Genomic DNA, 14,346 nt, shown 5'->3' with positions numbered 1-14,346 from the left:
CGCGAGCAGGGTCAGGCGAGGCCGTCCGGCCCCACGACGTCCACGGGGTCCAGCACGAAGACAGGGATCGTGCGGCCGGCCTTCTCCCGGTAGTCGGCGTACGTCGGAAACGCGGCGACCGCGCGCTCCCACCACTCGGCCTTCTCGTCCCCGGTGACCTCACGGGCCGTCATGTCCTGGCGTTCGGCCCCGTCCTGGAGCTCCACGCGCGGGTCGGCCTTGAGGTTGAAGTACCAGACCGGGTGGCGCGGGAAGCCGCCCTTGGAGCCCACGGCCGCGTACCGCCCCTCGTGTTCCACGCGCATGAGCGGGACCTTGCGGAGCTTGCCGGTCCGCGCGCCGCGCATGGTGACGATGACGACGGGCAGGCCCGTGTCCCACAGCGTGGTGCCCCGCGTACCGCCCGAACTCTCGTACAGCTCGACCTGTTCGCGGATCCACTGCGCCGGACTCGGCTCGTACTCGCCCTCAAGAGGCATCGCGGTCCCCTCCGTCGTCACGTGCGGATGATGTCGCGCCGTTCACCATGAGCCTCGCGCGGGGAGGCGAGGCACTCGCCTCCCACCTTCGTTCCCGTCTCCCGCGGGGCAAAGCGGCAGTCCGCGAAGTTTTTGTGAGCGCTCCTTGCCCCGAGCATGGGCAAACAATGACGGCGGCCGGTGGGGCGCTCGGAGGCTGTCTGGGCAGGGAACAGCAGCAGACCGCCTACGACGGCCTCGGGCTCAGCCAGATCATCTGCACCGCGGCCAACGCCCGGGGCGCCGACGGCAAACAGCTCACCGACGTGGGCGTACGGGTCCATGAGGAGGGCTGCGGAGCGCCCTGGACCGTCCCCTGCAACGCGGCGGGCGACGTCGTCCCGTCTCCGATCCCTCCCCGAACCGGAGTGCCACGCGGTAGGTCGGCTACCTGGTGAACCGGGCCAGATAGGCGTCCGCGCCGTCCGGGTCCATCAGCCACTCGCGGTACGTCGACGGGTCGGCGTAGCCGTTGGCGAACCGGTGGGCGACCTCCGGGTGGTCGAAGGCGGTCTCGATGGCGAGCCGCACCTGCTCGGGCTGCGGTTCGCGCAGCATGAACTCGGTGAAGGCGTGCGTGTGCCGGGCGTTCTCCCAGTAGGCGGCGAAGGTCTCCCGCATCCACCGCTCGTCGAAGGGGAGTTCGCCGCGCTCAAGGACGGCGACGAGGTAACTGGCCGCCGCCCGCGCGGCGTTGTTCGCGCCCTGGCCGGTGATCGGGTCGTGGACGGCGAGCGCGTCGGCCATGCCGAGGACGGGGCGGTCGCCGTCCACGTGTGCCACGGGGCGGCGGACCGTCGGGGTGATCGCGCCGTACAGGGCCGCACCGGGGTCGGTGGGTTCGGTGTCGCGGAAGCGCGCGTACTCCCAGGGCGCGTACGTACGCAGCAGTTCGAGGGCGCGCCGCCAGCCGTCGGCGGCGCCGGGGCGGTCGCCCCAGCAGTCGTAGGCCCCGCCCCACCGCCCTTCGAACAGCACGATGTCGCAGGGCCCGCTGACCGTGAGCGCCCGCATGATGATCACGTCACCGGCGGGCGGCACGCCGGTCGTCCGGACGTACCCGGAGGCCGGGTCGGAGTCGTCGTGGGCGACGCCGTGCACGTAGAAGCAGGCGAGGGTGCGGGGCGGCCGATCGTGGAGCGGCCAGGACGTGTCGTGGCCGAAGAGCGCGGAGAGCTGCCCGCGCCCGGTGGAGAGCACGGTCAGGTCGTGCGCGGAGGCGAGGCCGGCCACGTCGGCGGGGCCGACGGACCGGTACTCCACGCGCCCGCCCCGCTCCTCGAACAGTTCGAGCCACGTGGCCAGCTTGACCCGCTGGTCCACGGAGCGCACCTCGTCGTCGAACGGCGCGGTGAACCGGTGCACCGGCGCGTCCGGTCGCCCCTCCGGCTCCCAGTGGCTGAGTTCGAACCCCGGCATCACGGGTGCGGTGTCGTCCCAGAGCGCGAGCCCGGCCTCCCGCTCGATGCGCAGGGCCGGGCCGAACATGAGCTGGGTCGAGGTGACCCGGCCGCCCCGCACCTCCTCCGGGCGCCGCTCGGCGACCAGCGTGACCTGGCGTCCGGCCGCCAGCAGCCCAAGGCCCAACTGCAGGCCCGCCTGCCCCGCCCCCACGATCGCGATCCCGCGCACCTCGTCCTCCGTTCCGCTCCGGCCGCGTCGGCCGGGCACGGTTCAGTCGTACCCAGGCACCAGGGGCGCCACCGGCTCCCGGGCCGCCGTCCGCGTTCGTTCCGTACGCTGACGACGTGACGCACGACAACAGACCGAAGCGCGAAAGCGCCGCGGCCGAGCGGCCCCTGGCCGTGTTCGACCTCGACGGCACCCTCGCGGACACCGCGCACCGCCAGCGCTTCCTGGAGCGCAGGCCGCGGGACTGGGCGGCGTTCTTCGCCGCCGCCCCGCACGACCCGCCGCTGCCGAAGGGGGTGCGGCTCGCCCTGGACAGCGCCGTGGAGTGCGACATCGTCTACCTCACCGGTCGGCCCGAGCGCTGCCGCGCCGACACCGAGGCGTGGCTGGCCGCGCAGGGGCTGCCTGCGGGGCCGATCCGGATGCGGCCCGACCACGACCGGCGGCCCGCGCGCCGCACCAAGCTGGAGTCCCTGCGGGACCTCGCCCGCGACCGCGAGATCCGGATGCTCGTGGACGACGACGAGTTGGTGTGCGTCGACGCCGAGCGGGCCGGGTTCACGGTGGTGCGGGCGCGCTGGGGCAGCACGTCCGCGGAACTGCGGGACGCGCAGGAGCGCCAAGGCCGTACGTGAGGGCGGGCCGCGTCGGGGCCCGGTGGCTCAGGCCGAGTCCTCCAGGCGGAAGCCGACCTTCAGGCCGACTTGGTAGTGCTGGATGTGTCCGTCCTCGATATGGCCGCGCACCTGCGTGACCTCGAACCAGTCCAGGCCGCGCAGGGTCTGTGAGGCGCGTTCGATGCCGTTGCGGATGGCCTGGTCGACGCCTTCGTGCGAGGTGCCGACGATCTCGGTGACCCGGTAGGTGTGGTCGGACATGGGCGGGCTTCTCCTCTCCGCGGCGTTGCGGTGCCCTCCACCGTAGTGCCGGGGGCGGGTGGGGGCCTGTCGGCGGATGCGGGGGATGCGGGGACCAGCCGGCCGGTGCGGGGGCGAGTCCCGGGCCGTTGGCGGCCGACGGGGCCGGAGTGTGTGAGGGATCGGCGACGGATGTGCCGGGAATCCGTGCCCACGGGTCCACTGAAGTGTCACGGATCGACGCACGCCCCTTGACCTGCGGGTTGGTCCATACCAAAATCCTGCACACCCGTTCGAGCTTCAGCTCTTCCCCACGTCGGGCTTCCCCCGCCCTGTCCGCAGGCAGAAAGTGACCGACGTGAACCCCCGCCGCCTCCGCATCGCCCTCTCCCTCACCCTGGCCCTCGCCTCCACCGCCCTGCTGCCCGGCTGCGGCCATCTGCCCGGGGGCGGCGGGGACGACCGCAGCACCGTGCAGGTGTGGCTGATGCGGGGCAGTGCGTCGGACGCCTTCGTCAAGCGCTTCACGGAGGACTTCGAGAAGCAGCACGGCGACATCGACCTGGACATCCGTGTCCAGGAGTGGACCGGCATCGGCGAGAAGGTCAAGGCCGCCCTGAAGGACGACGACGGACCGGACGTCATCGAGGTCGGCAACACCCAGGTCGCCCAGTACGTCGACCAGGGCGGCCTGGCGGACCTCACCCTGGAGTCCGCGCGCGACCTCGGCATGGAGGACTGGCTGCCGGGCCTCGCCGAACCCGGCCGCTACGACGGCGGTCAGTACGGCATCCCCTGGTACGCCGCCAACCGCGTAGTCATCTACAACAAGGACCTCTTCGCGCGGGCCGGGATCGAGCAGCCGCCGAAGACGCGCGAGCAGTGGCTCGCGGACACCCGGCGGCTCGACTCGGGCGGGAACCAGGGGCTCTATCTGGCCGGCCAGGACTGGTACACGCTCGCCGGATTCATCTGGGACGAGGGCGGCGACCTGGCCAAGGGGGAGAAGTCCGGCTCCTGGCGGGGCACCCTCGACACGCCAGCGGCGCTGCGCGGCATGGAGTTCTACAAGCAGCTCCAGGCGCTCGGCGACGGGCCGCCCGACGCCGACGAGGAGCACCCGCCGCAGTCCGGCGTGTTCGCCAAGGGCGACGTCGCGCAGATCATCGCCGTGCCCGGCACCGCGCGCGCCATCGAGGCGAAGAACCCCGAGCTCAAGGGGAAGCTCGGCTACTTCCCCATCCCCGGCAAGACCGCGGGCAAGCCCGGTGCCGTCTTCACCGGCGGCTCCGACCTGGTCGTGCGGGACGGCACCGACGAGCGCAAGGGCGCCGTCGAGGTGGTGAAGGCCCTCGCCGGGGACAAGTGGCAGAAGGACCTGGCCCGCACGATGGACTACGTACCGAACAAGACGACGCTGGCGTCCGCCGTGTCCGGGGAGGCCGGGGTCGCCGCGATGGCGGTCGGCGCCGCGCGGGGGCGGGCCACGCCCAAGTCGCCCGCGTGGGCGGCCGTGGAGGCGGACAACCCCATCAAGGCGTACATGTCCAAGGTCCTCGCCGGTGGTGATCCGGCCGTCGAGGCCAAGGCCGCGTCCGGCCGGATCACCAAGGCGCTGGACCCCGCGGGGCCCTGAGGCCGTCCATCCGGGCGCGCCGCCCTGTCCACGCGGCGCCGTGGGCAGGGCGGCCGGCATCAGGCCTCCGCTCCGGACACCGTGCTCAGCGACAGCGCGAAGCGGGCCCGCTCGTCCGTCCACCAGTGGGTCAGGGACAGGTCCGCCGCCGCCAGTTCCGACTTCACCACCTCCTCGCGGAACTTCGCGGAGATCTCCGTGCGCAGGTCCTCGCCCTCCGCGAAGTGCACGGCGAGGTCGAGCGCCGGGACCTTCACGGTCTGGGCGGTGCGGGAGCGCAGCCGCATCTCGATCCACTCGTGGTCGCGGTCCCAGACGGCGACGTGGGCGAACGCGTCGGGTTCGAAGTCCGCGCCCAGCTCGCGGTTGATGACGTGCAGGACGTTCTTGTTGAAGGCGGCGGTCACGCCCGTCGAGTCGTCGTACGCCGCGACGAGCACCCCCTCGTCCTTGACCAGGTCCGTGCCGAGGAGCAGCGCGTCACCGGGGGACAGCAGGCCGCGTACCGAGGTCAGGAACGCGGCGCGCTCGGCGGGCAGCAGATTGCCGATGGTGCCGCCGAGGAACGCGACCAGACGCGGCCCCGGCGTGCCGGGCAGCGCGAGGCCGCGGGTGAAGTCGGCGATGAGGGCGTGCACGTCGAGCGCGGGCCGCTCGGCGAGCAGCGCGTTGGCCGCGCCGGTGAGCGCGGACTCGCTGACGTCGACCGGGACGTAGGTGTGCAGGGAGGGCATCGCGTCGATCAGGTGCCGGGTCTTCTCGGAGGAGCCCGAGCCCAGCTCGACGAGGGTGCGCGCGCCCGTCGCCGCGGCGATCTCGACGGCCCGGGCGATGAGGATCTCCCGCTCGGCGCGTGTCGGGTAGTACTCGGGCAGCGTGGTGATCTCCTCGAACAGGGCGCTGCCGCGCGCGTCGTAGAACCACTTGGGCGGCAGCGACTTCGGGGTCCGCGTGAGGCCGTGCAGGACGTCGGCGCGCAGTGCGGCGCCCGCGGCGTCTTCGGGCAGGGTGCGGGTCAGCAGGAACGGGCTCACGCGGTGGGCTCCTTGAGCGGGGTCAGCAGGATGTCGGTGCTGGTGGCGGCGAGCAGGGTGCGGTCGGGCACCTCGCGCCAGGACGGGTCGTCGTCGTAGGGCTCGGAGGCCACGACGGTGCGGCGGCCCGGCCCGGTCAGATACCAGAGGGTGTCGCCCCAGGCCGTCGCGGCGATGGTCTCGCCGTCGGTGAGGAGCAGGTTCAGACGCGAGGCGGGTGCCGCCCGCGCGACCTCCACGGTGACGTCGCCGAGCGCCTGCGCCGCCTCGTCGCCGCGCCGCAGCCGCTCCAGGACCAGCGCCCACACCAGCGCCGAGTCGCAGCGCGCCTCCAGGGCCAGCAGGTCGGCGGGCGGCAGCGTGGTGGCGACCGCGGCGAGCGAGTCAGGCCAGCCCGACACCGCGCCGTTGTGGCTGAACAGATAGGGCCCCGCGGCGAACGGCGCCGCCGCGGCCTCCCCGTCCGCGCCCGCCTCGGTTGCGTCCCGCACCGCGGCGAGCACCGCGCCGGAGCGCACCACCCGGCCCAGGTCCGCGAAGGACTGGTCGCCCCAGATCGGCCCGGCCCTGCGGTAGCGCGCCGGCACCGGATCGCCGTCCGCGTACCAGCCCACGCCGAAACCGTCCGCGTTGACCGTCCCGTGCCGCTGCCTGCGCGGCGCCCAGGACTGCCGGAACAGGCTGTGCGCGGGCTCCACGAGCAGAGCGCCGAGCGCCTCGGGCGCGCCCAGGAACGCGAGGTGACGGCACATCAGAGAACCCCCTCGGAGGTCTCGGCGGCCGTGACGTCGCGCGCCGTGCGGAAGCCGGAGAAGATCTGCCGCCGCACCGGATGGTCCCAGTTGCGGAACGTGCCCCGGCACGCCACCGCGTCGACGGAGAAGGCGCCGCCGCGCAGCACCTTGTAGTCGCCGCCGAAGAACACTTCCGAGTACTCGCGGTAGGGGAAGGCCGCGAAGCCCGGATAGGGCAGGAAGTCGCTGGCCGTCCACTCCCACACGTCGCCGATCAACTGCCGTACGCCGAGCGGCGACTCGCCCAGCGGATAGCTGCCCGCGGGCGCCGGGCGCAGATGCCGCTGGCCCAGGTTCGCCCGCTCCGGCGTCGGGTCCGCGTCGCCCCAGGGGTAGCGCAGCGACCGGTCCTCGCCCGGGTGGTGGCGCGCGGCCTTCTCCCACTCGGCCTCGGTCGGAAGCCGCCGCCCGGCCCAGCGCGCGTACGCGTCCGCCTCGTACCAGCTGACGTGCAGCACCGGCTCGTCGGCCGGCACCGGCTCCAGGGCGCCGAAGCGGCGCCGCAGCCACTGGCCCGCCTCGCGCCGCCAGAACAGCGGCGCCGTCAGCTTGTTGCGGCGCACCGCCTCCCAGCCCCGCTCGTGCCACCAGCGCGGCTCGTCGTAGCCGCCGTCGTCGATGAAACGCTGGTACGCGGCGTTGGTGACCGGAGTGGTGTCGATGAAGTACGGCGGTACGAAGCGCCGGTGCGCGGGGCGTTCGTTGTCGAGCGCCCACGGCTCCGCCGACGTGCCCATCATGAACGGGCCGCCGGGCACGAGGACTTCGGGCGGACCCGTGAACAGGGGTGCCGGGTCCGGGTCCGGCGCGGTGAGCGCGGGGGCGCCCGCGCGGAGCTGATGGGTGATCAGCATCGTCTCGTCGTGCTGCTGTTCGTGCTGCGCGATCATCCCGAAGGCGAAGCCCGCGTCGGTGAGCAGCGAACCGTGGAACGGCGTGCTCTCCAGCACGTCGAGCGCGCGGCCCCGCACGTCGGAGGCATAGCGGCGGGCCTCGTCGGGGGCGAGCAGCGGCAGCGAGGGCCGGGTCGCCCGAGGGTGCTCGAACGCGTCGTACAGGGAGTCGATCTCGGGCCGCAGCGCCTCGCGGCCGCCGACCGCGCGCAGCAGCCACTGCTCCTCCTGGTTGCCGATGTGCGCGAGATCCCACACCAGCGGGGACATCAACGGCGAGTGCTGCGCGGTGAGTTCACTGTCCTCGACGCAGGAGGTCAGCAGCGCGGTGCGCTCGCGCGCGGCGAGCAGCGCGCTCTGCGCGCGGGTCCGCAGCGCCTCGGGGTCGGTCGGGGAGCCGTGCTGGGGTCCCGTCGTGGAACCGGTCATCGGTGTGCGTCCTTCCCGAAGAGAGGGGTCCCGTCCATGGGTGCGTCGGCCCCGTGCGCGCCGTCCGGGTGCGCCGCGTCGAGCAGGTCGTCGGCGGGGCAGCGGCCGCGGGCCACATAGCGGTCGGCGTGCGCCGCGACGACCGACAGGACGTGGCTGTCGGCGCCGAGCCTCGGCAGCGCGTCGAGCGCGGCGGCGAAACAGGCCGCGGCGGCCTCGTGCAGCTCCGGGTCGGCGAGGCCATGGCGCGCCGCGTCCAGCCACAGCGGGCTGTGCGGCGGCGGGGTGGCACCCGCGCGCTCGGCCAGGGGCTTGACGGTGCGGTAGGCCGTCTCCGCGGCGCCCGCGTCGTCGAACAGCGCGCTCGTCACCGCGAGCGGCACGATCCAGCCGTCCTCGCCGGGCTGCGCGTCGACCATCCGCAACTCCAGGTGGCCGCGCGGTCTGACCGGCGGGAACAGCGTGGTGAGGTGGTAGTCGAGGTCGGCGCGGGTGGGCGGGCGCGGTGCGCCGGAGCGGGCCCAGGACCGGAAGCTCAGGCCGTCCGGGACCAGCCAGGGCGCCTCGTCGGAGGGTTCGCCGCGCACGCACATCACGGGTGCGTCCAGGGCGTGCCGGGTCCACGCGGCCCGCGGCTCCTCGTCGAGCGTGGGCGCCCCCGACCTGCCCGGGTCGATGCCCGCCCACACCGCCTGCCGGGTGGAGCGCCAGCCGGTGCGGCGGCCCTCCTGCAGCGGGGAGTTGGCGAACGCGGCGACCAGGACGGGGCCGAGCAGATGGGCCAGGCGCCAGCGGCGCGCGTAGCCCAGCGGCCCGGGCTCCTCGTACCCGGCGTCGAGGCAGATCTGCACGGACGCCGTGGAGCACATCATGCGCCGTCCTGCCTCGCCGGTGCGGTCGAACCAGCTCTCCATCGCGTCGTAGCGCGGCTCGTGCAGGATCCGCGCGGGCGCGCGCCAGGGATCGGCGCCGAGGCCGGTGAGGGTCAGGTCCAGGGAGCGGAGCGTGTCGCGGACGACGGCCAGATCGGCCGATACGGCTGACACGCACTCCATCAGGGACGAGGCGGGAAGCGAGCTGAGCTCAAGCTGGCCGCCGGGTTCGACGGTGACCGTCGAGTGCAGGGGCTTGGTCCGCAGTGCCGCGCGAGCGGCTTCGACACGGGCGGACGACACGGGCGTGCGGGGCGCGTCCGGTGTGTGCAGGAGCCATTCCAGCTCCACACCGGTCACGGCGGGTGGGCCCGTCTTGAAGCAGATGCCGCGCACCAGGGCCTCTATCTCGGCCTCGGTGACGGCTTCGCCGAGGCGGGCTCGGCGTTTCGTACAGTCTCCCTCTGGCATGTCGCGGATCCTCCTGTTCGGCCCGCGCGGGCGGACTGCCCGCGCAGCGCTCGTAACACCCAAGACCGTGAACCTATTTCGCACAAGACTGCCCTCGTGGCCGGGAAATGCCGTTGCGACGGCCGACAGGCACGGCACACCATCTGTTCATGTTCGACACGGGGTATGGACGCGGACACGGCACTGGGGACACCGGAGACGGGGCCATGTCCAGCATGGGGGACAGCACGGCGCACGGCACGCGGAGCATGGTGGCGCGTGGCACGTGGAGCACGATGGCGCACGGCGAGGGGCGCCGGTGAGCGCGCGACTGCGCGGGATCGCGCAGGACACGGTGGACATCGTCGCCGTCGGGGCGTACACGGCGCCGGACGGACGGCGCGTGCGGCTCGCGGCCGCGGTGGCCGCCGCGCGGGCCGGGACCCGGCTGTACGGCCCGGACCCCGTCGAGGTGCCCCCGCGCCCGCCAGGTACGACGACCGTCGAGGTCACGGGGGAGTCCAGCCTGGAGGCCGTCCACCGTCTGCACGGCGCGGGCGGCGGCCCGGTCGCCGTCCTGAACTTCGCCTCCGCCCGCAATCCGGGCGGCGGCTTCCTGAACGGCGCGCAGGCGCAGGAGGAGGCGCTCTGCCGGTCCTCCGCGCTGTACGCCTGCCTTCTGGAGCAGCGCGGCTTCTACGACCACCACCGCGCGCACCGCGACCCGTTCTACAGCGACCGCGTCATCCACGCGCCCGCCGTGCCCGTCTTCCGCGACGACCGCGGCAACCTCCTCGGAGACGCGTACACGCCCGGGTTCCTCACCTCGCCCGCGCCCAACGCCGGAGTGGTGCGGCGCACGGCGCCCGAGCGGGCCGCCGCGCTCCCCGCCGCGCTCGCCGCCCGTGCCGAGCGCGTTCTGGAGACCGCCGCGGCCTGCGGCTACCGGCGGCTCGTGCTCGGCGCGTGGGGCTGCGGGGTGTTCCAGAACGATCCGGCGCAGGTGGCCGAGGCGTTCCGGGCGCCGCTGGGGGCGGGCGGCAGGTTCGCCGGGTACTTCGACCACGTGGTCTTCGGGGTCCTCGACCGGACGCGGGGCGAGACGACACGCCGGGCCTTCGAGCGGGCCTTCGAGGCCGCGGGGGTGACGGGGCGGACTTCGGGCTGAGGCCGTGAGGCCGTGGGGACCGGGGGGCGTGCGGGTGCCCGCGTCAGCCCTGCCCCTGACCCTGCTCGATGCGGTACTGCTCCGCCAGCTCGTCGAAGGTGTCCGTGACGGCCTCCCTGAGGACCGCCGGGTGCGCCTCGCCCACGAACGCCCGCACCCGCTCCAAGACCTCCGCGGCCTTCTCCGCGCTCGCGAAGACGCCGAGGACGAGGAGGCACTCCGGGTCGTCCGCGCCCCGCGCGTCACCCAGTGTGAAGCCCCACGGAACCTCACAGGGCCCGTCGTGGTCCTCGACGGGGCACAGGAGCCGGGCGAGCGGCTCCTGGAGGGCGAGCGCGGCGTCGGTCCCGCCGCAACCGTGGATGTGGATTTCGTAGATCTGCACGCTCTGGACGGTAGGCGGGCGGGGCGGTGGCCGCACGGGGTTTTCGGCGTGGGGTAGGGGGTACTGGGGCCTGCTTGGCGTGTGGCGTCCGCCGGGAGTTCCGTGCCCGCCGAGAGCGCTGCGGCCACCGGGTGTGCCGTGCTCACCGGGCTGCCGCGGGCTCACCGGGCCGCCGGAGCCTTGCGGCGTGCGAGGCCTCCCCGTGCCGCCGCGCGTGCCGCGCGTACGGCCTTACGGTGCGTACGGCCTCACGGCGCGGCCTGCGCGTCGGCCAGCGGCGTCGGCCAGTCCTCGTGCCAGCGCAGGTCGTCCTCCAACTGCGCCGCCAGCGAGATCAGCAGGGGCTCGCTGCCCGCGGGGCCAAGGAGCTGGGCGCCGACCGGCAGGCCGCCCGCGACCCGGCCCGCGGGCACGTTCACGCCGGGCCAGCCGAGCACGTTCCACGGCCACGCGTACGGGCAGGCCGCGATCATCGCCTGGTCGGTGCGCCAGCCGCTGAGCGCGGCCATGGTGCCGACGGGCGGGGGCGGGGTCGCCGTCGTCGGCGCCAGCACCACGTCGTACGTGTCGAAGACCGCCCCGACCCTGCGGTGCAGCGTCGCCTCCGCGCGCCGCGAGAGCCGCAGCGGCGCGCCACCGAGCAGCCGTCCCAGGCGGGCGGCCTCCCGGGTGCGCGGGTCGAGCAGCGACGGGTCCGGCACCCGGCGCACCCAGTCCGCCACGCCCGCCGTGGCCCGGGGCACGAAGGCGAGCCCGATCTGGCCGTAGCGGGGGTCGGCCTCGGACACGTCGTGGCCCAGCGCGGCGAGCCGCTCCGCGAGCGCCACGACCTTGCCGCGCACCAGCGGGTGCAGCCGTTTCGGCGTCGCCGTGAACGGCATGCCCAGCGAGAGGGCGACCCGCAGCCGCCCCGGCTCGCGGGTGGCCGCTTCGGCGGCGCGGATCGCGGGCGGCTGGTGCAGGTCGTCCGCGTGGTTGCCGCTGGCCACGTCGAGGAGCAGGGCGGCGTCGGCGACGGTCCGGGCCAGCGGGCCGTTGACGGTGATGCCGTTGAAGGCCTCCGGCCACGGCCACGTCGAGATCCGGCCGCGCTGCGGCTTGATCCCGACGAGGTGTGTCCACGCCGCCGGAATCCGCACCGAGCCCGCGCCGTCCGAGCCGAGGGCCGCCGGGACCAGGCCCGCGGCGACCGCGGCCGCCGAGCCGCCCGACGAGCCGCCCGGCGTGTACCCGGTGTGCCACGGATTGCGGGTGTCGCCGAAGGCCGGACCCTCCGTGAACGGCCACTGCCCCAGCTCGCACGTGTTGGTCTTGCCGACGATGACCGCGCCCGCCGCCCGCAGCCTGCGCACCGCCTCGGCGTCCTCGGCCTTCGGCGGGAAGTCCCCGGGGCAGCCGAACGCGGTGGGCTCGCCCGCCACGTCGGTGTCGTCCTTCACCGCCACCGGCACCCCGAGCAGCGGCAGCCGCTTGCCCGCCGCCAACTCCCGGTCGGACGCCTCCGCTTCGGCCGTCGCGGCCTCGGCGCGCACCACCCGGAACGCGTTGAGGCGGGGCTGCGCCGCCTCGATCCGGGCGAGCGCCCGCTCGGTCAACTCCCGTGCGGTCACCCCGCCCTCGGCGAGCACACGGGCGGTCTCCGCGAGTCCCGCGGAACGGTCGGCGGTCATGTGGGGGCACCTTCCAGGGGGTGGCACGGCCGTGGGGCGGGGGAGGACAGTGGGTATGCGGGGTACAAGAGGGCAGGGGAGGGGGCCGGCGGTCGGCGGCCCGGGCGGGCAGGTGACCGAACGGTAGCCTCCGGCGGCCCAACGCGGTATCCGGACGGGGGAGTTCACGCCGCTCACCGGGTGTGCCCCGCCCTCGTGGCGGCGCGCGGAGGAGGCGTGCGACGCCCCCGCGGAGCCGTGCGTGCGCCGTCGCGGGCGTGCGTGACGTGCCGCGCGACCAGGCACGACGGCGTGCGCGGCCATGCCCCGCCGCCTGCCTGGCAGCGCCCCCGCGCCCGCCTGGGTGCGCCCCGGGGTCGTCTGGAAGGATTGCGAGGGTCATGGTGCAGATACCGAAGCAGCAGCCCGCGCCGGTTCCGGCGCCGGACGCGCCGAACTCCCCGCCCGACTCCGTGCCGCAGGGCACCCCGCACTCCGTCCCGACGAGCGCCGACGTCGCCCGCCTCGCGGGCGTCTCACGCGCCACCGTCAGCTACGTCCTGAACAACACCAGCGCCGTCCGGATCAGCGAGCCCACCCGCCGCCGCGTCCACGCGGCCGCCAAGGAACTGGGGTACGTCCCGCACGCCGCCGCCCGCAGCCTGCGCGCCGGGCACAGCCGCATGGTCCTGATGCCGACCCCGCAGATCGCCGTCGGCCCGCTCCTCAGCGAGTTCATCAACGAACTCCAGTGGGCGCTCAGCCGGTTCGACTACACCGTGGTGCAGTACGGCAGCCTCGGCCTGACCGGCGAGGAGGCCGCCCGCGCCTGGGCGGAGCTGCGCCCCGTGGCCGTCCTCGCGCCCGACGCGATCGCGCTCGGCGCCCGCGGCGTCGCCGTACTCAAACGCTCCGGCGCCAAGGCCGTCTTCACCCTCGGACCGCAGCGGGCGGACGGCGCCCACGCCCTGCTCATGGACCAGCGCCTGGTCGGCCGCGCGGCCGCCGCGCACCTGCTGGCGCAGGGCCGCCGCCGCATCGGCGTCGTCGTCCCCGAGGAACCCGGCCTCGAGGCCTTCTCCCGGCCGCGTCTGGACGGCGTGCGCACGGCCGCGCGCACCGTCGAGGGCAGCTCGGTCACCGAACTGCCCCTGGCCTACACGGAGGACTCGGCGGCCCGCCTCGTCGACGGCTGGCGCTCCCTCGGCCTCGACGCGGTCTTCGCGTACAACGACGAGTACGCCATGCTCCTGACGCGCGCCCTCCAGGACGAGGGCGTCACCGTCCCCGACGACGTCGCCGTCGTCGGCGCGGACGACCTGATGCTGGCCCGGCTGCTGCGCCCGCGCCTGAGCAGCGTCCGCATCGCGCTGCCGTCGGGCCGGAGCCTCGCGGAACTCGTCGACCGGGTGGTGCGGGAGCCGGGCGGGCGGCCGGAGGTGCACGACGTACTCGGTGCGAGCGTGGTGCACCGCGAGTCGAGCTGACCGAGGCCGGCGCCCGGGGCACCGGTCGGAGCTGTGGAGACGCGCGGGGCGTGGGCGGCGGGGTCGTCCACCCCTCCACCCACGCCCGCGAGCACGCTCTTGACCAGCTCTTACTGCTCCTGCTCCTTGGCCTGCTGCTCCGCCACGGACTTGCGCACCTCGTCCATGTCCAGCTTGCGCGCCTGGCCGATGACGTCCTCCAAGGCCTCCTGCGGCAGCGCGCCCGGCTGCGCGAACACCGCGACCTGATCGCGGACGATCATCAGCGTCGGGATCGACTGGATACCGAACGCGGCCGCGAGCTCGGGCTGCGCCTCCGTGTCGACCTTGCCGAAGACCAGGTCCGGATTGGCCTCCGCGGCCTTCTCGTACACCGGGGCGAACTGGCGGCAGGGCCCGCACCAGGACGCCCAGAAGTCGATCAGGACGAACTGGTTGTCCGTCATCGTCTGGTCGAAGTTTTCCTTCGTGAGCTCCACTGTCGTGCTGCTCATGGTTTGTTCTCTCTTCCTGATGAGGGCGAAGCCGTCGTGCACAACGGC

15 protein-coding genes are annotated in these 14,346 nt (G+C 74.3%); 5 read left to right on the top strand and 10 right to left on the bottom strand.

Features of this window, described 5'->3' with window-relative positions; translation table 11 throughout:
- Positions 1-11 precede the first annotated feature (11 nt).
- Positions 12-479, bottom strand: coding sequence for a nitroreductase family deazaflavin-dependent oxidoreductase (locus ACZ6BG_RS31225; protein ID WP_469007692.1), 468 nt, complete (start codon positions 477-479; stop codon positions 12-14).
- Positions 480-646: 167 nt separating this feature from the next.
- On the opposite strand from ACZ6BG_RS31225, the gene ACZ6BG_RS31220 reads away from it, so the two are divergent.
- Positions 647-916, top strand: a complete 270-nt coding sequence (locus ACZ6BG_RS31220; protein ID WP_469007583.1) for a hypothetical protein — start codon at positions 647-649, stop codon at positions 914-916.
- Here ACZ6BG_RS31220 and ACZ6BG_RS31215 read toward each other — a convergent pair.
- Positions 906-2,189: a styrene monooxygenase/indole monooxygenase family protein gene (locus tag ACZ6BG_RS31215; RefSeq protein ID WP_469007582.1), complete on the bottom strand. Its 1,284-nt coding sequence runs from the start codon at positions 2,187-2,189 to the stop codon at positions 906-908. The two genes, ACZ6BG_RS31220 and ACZ6BG_RS31215, sit on opposite strands and share 11 nt — an antisense overlap.
- A gap of 77 nt (positions 2,190-2,266) precedes the next feature.
- Between ACZ6BG_RS31215 and ACZ6BG_RS31210 the strand changes: the two genes are divergently transcribed.
- Positions 2,267-2,785, top strand: a complete 519-nt coding sequence (locus tag ACZ6BG_RS31210; protein WP_469007581.1) for a phosphatase domain-containing protein — start codon at positions 2,267-2,269, stop codon at positions 2,783-2,785.
- Positions 2,786-2,812: 27 nt separating this feature from the next.
- On the opposite strand, the gene ACZ6BG_RS31205 is transcribed toward ACZ6BG_RS31210, so the two are convergent.
- Positions 2,813-3,028: a dodecin gene (locus tag ACZ6BG_RS31205; protein WP_469007580.1), complete on the bottom strand. Its 216-nt coding sequence runs from the start codon at positions 3,026-3,028 to the stop codon at positions 2,813-2,815.
- Positions 3,029-3,365: 337 nt separating this feature from the next.
- Between ACZ6BG_RS31205 and ACZ6BG_RS31200 the strand changes: the two genes are divergently transcribed.
- Entirely contained in the window at positions 3,366-4,643 is a 1,278-nt protein-coding gene (locus ACZ6BG_RS31200; protein WP_469007579.1) for an extracellular solute-binding protein, read from the top strand.
- Between the two features lie 59 nt (positions 4,644-4,702).
- On the opposite strand, the gene egtD is transcribed toward ACZ6BG_RS31200, so the two are convergent.
- Genes egtD through egtA form a run of 4 tightly spaced genes read right to left on the bottom strand, consistent with a single transcriptional unit; the run spans position 4,703 to position 9,136 of the window.
- Positions 4,703-5,677, bottom strand: coding sequence for an L-histidine N(alpha)-methyltransferase (gene egtD / locus ACZ6BG_RS31195; protein WP_469007578.1), 975 nt, complete (start codon positions 5,675-5,677; stop codon positions 4,703-4,705).
- On the bottom strand, positions 5,674-6,429 hold the full coding sequence (egtC, locus tag ACZ6BG_RS31190; RefSeq protein WP_469007577.1) for an ergothioneine biosynthesis protein EgtC: 756 nt from the start codon (positions 6,427-6,429) through the stop codon (positions 5,674-5,676). Before egtC ends, egtD begins: the two co-directional genes overlap by 4 nt.
- Positions 6,429-7,793: an ergothioneine biosynthesis protein EgtB gene (gene egtB, locus ACZ6BG_RS31185; protein ID WP_469007576.1), complete on the bottom strand. Its 1,365-nt coding sequence runs from the start codon at positions 7,791-7,793 to the stop codon at positions 6,429-6,431. Before egtB ends, egtC begins: the two co-directional genes overlap by 1 nt.
- Complete coding sequence (gene egtA, locus ACZ6BG_RS31180) at positions 7,790-9,136, bottom strand: ergothioneine biosynthesis glutamate--cysteine ligase EgtA (RefSeq protein ID WP_469007575.1); 1,347 nt, start codon at positions 9,134-9,136, stop codon at positions 7,790-7,792. Before egtA ends, egtB begins: the two co-directional genes overlap by 4 nt.
- A gap of 298 nt (positions 9,137-9,434) precedes the next feature.
- Here egtA and ACZ6BG_RS31175 point away from each other — a divergent pair, with 298 nt between their 5' ends.
- Complete coding sequence (locus tag ACZ6BG_RS31175) at positions 9,435-10,283, top strand: TIGR02452 family protein (protein WP_469007574.1); 849 nt, start codon at positions 9,435-9,437, stop codon at positions 10,281-10,283.
- Between the two features lie 43 nt (positions 10,284-10,326).
- On the opposite strand, the gene ACZ6BG_RS31170 is transcribed toward ACZ6BG_RS31175, so the two are convergent.
- On the bottom strand, positions 10,327-10,668 hold the full coding sequence (locus tag ACZ6BG_RS31170; RefSeq protein ID WP_469007573.1) for a hypothetical protein: 342 nt from the start codon (positions 10,666-10,668) through the stop codon (positions 10,327-10,329).
- Between the two features lie 248 nt (positions 10,669-10,916).
- Positions 10,917-12,338: an amidase gene (locus ACZ6BG_RS31165; RefSeq protein ID WP_469007572.1), complete on the bottom strand. Its 1,422-nt coding sequence runs from the start codon at positions 12,336-12,338 to the stop codon at positions 10,917-10,919.
- 380 nt (positions 12,339-12,718) lie between these two features.
- Between ACZ6BG_RS31165 and ACZ6BG_RS31160 the strand changes: the two genes are divergently transcribed.
- Positions 12,719-13,804 carry a LacI family DNA-binding transcriptional regulator gene (locus tag ACZ6BG_RS31160; protein WP_469007571.1) on the top strand — a complete coding sequence of 362 codons (1,086 nt, stop codon included), beginning with the start codon at positions 12,719-12,721 and terminating at the stop codon, positions 13,802-13,804.
- Between the two features lie 110 nt (positions 13,805-13,914).
- Here ACZ6BG_RS31160 and trxA read toward each other — a convergent pair whose 3' ends face one another.
- Positions 13,915-14,298, bottom strand: coding sequence for a thioredoxin (trxA, locus tag ACZ6BG_RS31155; RefSeq protein ID WP_385711466.1), 384 nt, complete (start codon positions 14,296-14,298; stop codon positions 13,915-13,917).
- Positions 14,299-14,346 lie beyond the last annotated feature (48 nt).

The sequence above is a fragment of the Streptomyces sp. NPDC041205 genome (genome assembly GCF_055591765.1).
The sequence above is the reverse complement of the archived record's forward strand: the minus strand, read 5'-3'. Positions and strand labels throughout refer to the sequence as shown.

Excerpts from the sequence above, each read along its gene's own strand:
- ACZ6BG_RS31225 (WP_469007692.1), bottom strand. The coding sequence starts at position 479 with ATGCCTCTTGAGGGCGAGTACGAGCCGAGTCCGGCGCAGTGGATCCGC.
- ACZ6BG_RS31220 (WP_469007583.1), top strand. The coding sequence starts at position 647 with ATGACGGCGGCCGGTGGGGCGCTCGGAGGCTGTCTGGGCAGGGAACAG.
- ACZ6BG_RS31205 (WP_469007580.1), bottom strand. The coding sequence starts at position 3,028 with ATGTCCGACCACACCTACCGGGTCACCGAGATCGTCGGCACCTCGCAC.
- egtC (WP_469007577.1), bottom strand. The coding sequence starts at position 6,429 with ATGTGCCGTCACCTCGCGTTCCTGGGCGCGCCCGAGGCGCTCGGCGCT.
- egtB (WP_469007576.1), bottom strand. The coding sequence starts at position 7,793 with ATGACCGGTTCCACGACGGGACCCCAGCACGGCTCCCCGACCGACCCC.
- egtA (WP_469007575.1), bottom strand. The coding sequence starts at position 9,136 with ATGCCAGAGGGAGACTGTACGAAACGCCGAGCCCGCCTCGGCGAAGCC.
- ACZ6BG_RS31165 (WP_469007572.1), bottom strand. The coding sequence starts at position 12,338 with ATGACCGCCGACCGTTCCGCGGGACTCGCGGAGACCGCCCGTGTGCTC.
- ACZ6BG_RS31160 (WP_469007571.1), top strand. The coding sequence starts at position 12,719 with ATGGTGCAGATACCGAAGCAGCAGCCCGCGCCGGTTCCGGCGCCGGAC.
- trxA (WP_385711466.1), bottom strand. The coding sequence starts at position 14,298 with ATGAGCAGCACGACAGTGGAGCTCACGAAGGAAAACTTCGACCAGACG.